At 45.4% G+C, this 478-nt stretch carries 1 protein-coding gene; it reads right to left on the bottom strand.

From position 1 onward, the window contains the following. Positions 1-478 (bottom strand): tRNA dihydrouridine synthase (locus GQY55_RS30835; RefSeq protein WP_201452277.1); only part of this gene is annotated, 478 nt, incomplete at both ends.

Below are 478 nucleotides of genomic sequence, written 5' to 3' on the forward strand. Positions count from 1 at the left end.
GATTTCTTAGTTCGCTTGCTCCTCTGAACCCTTTGACATAAATCTTGAAAAAGCGATGAAGAGCTTTGAATGGACGGACCTCTAATTGTTGGGAATAATGATCATGGAGATCCAGCTGCAATCTTAAAAGATCAAGGTATTCGCTACTACTATGTTCCCTCGGCTCTTTTTCAAAGGCAAACGGATTTTTAAAAATACCGCGCCCGATCATGATCCCATCCACGCCATATTGTTCAGCCAGCTTCAAGCCTGTTTGACGGTCAGGAATATCTCCATTAATCGTAAGCAGCGTATGCGGCGCCACACGATCCCGAAGTTCCTTAATTTCAGGAATCAGTTCCCAATGCGCATCGACTTGGCTCATTTCCTCTCTTGTACGCAAATGGATCGAAAGGTTAGCGATATCCTGCTTCAAAATATGGGTCAGCCAGTCCTGCCATTCATCCACCCTCGTGAAACCAAGTCTGGTCTTCACGCT

The organism is Paenibacillus sp. USDA918EY, assembly GCF_009870825.1.
GTDB lineage: Bacteria > Bacillota > Bacilli > Paenibacillales > Paenibacillaceae > Paenibacillus_AQ > Paenibacillus_AQ albilobatus.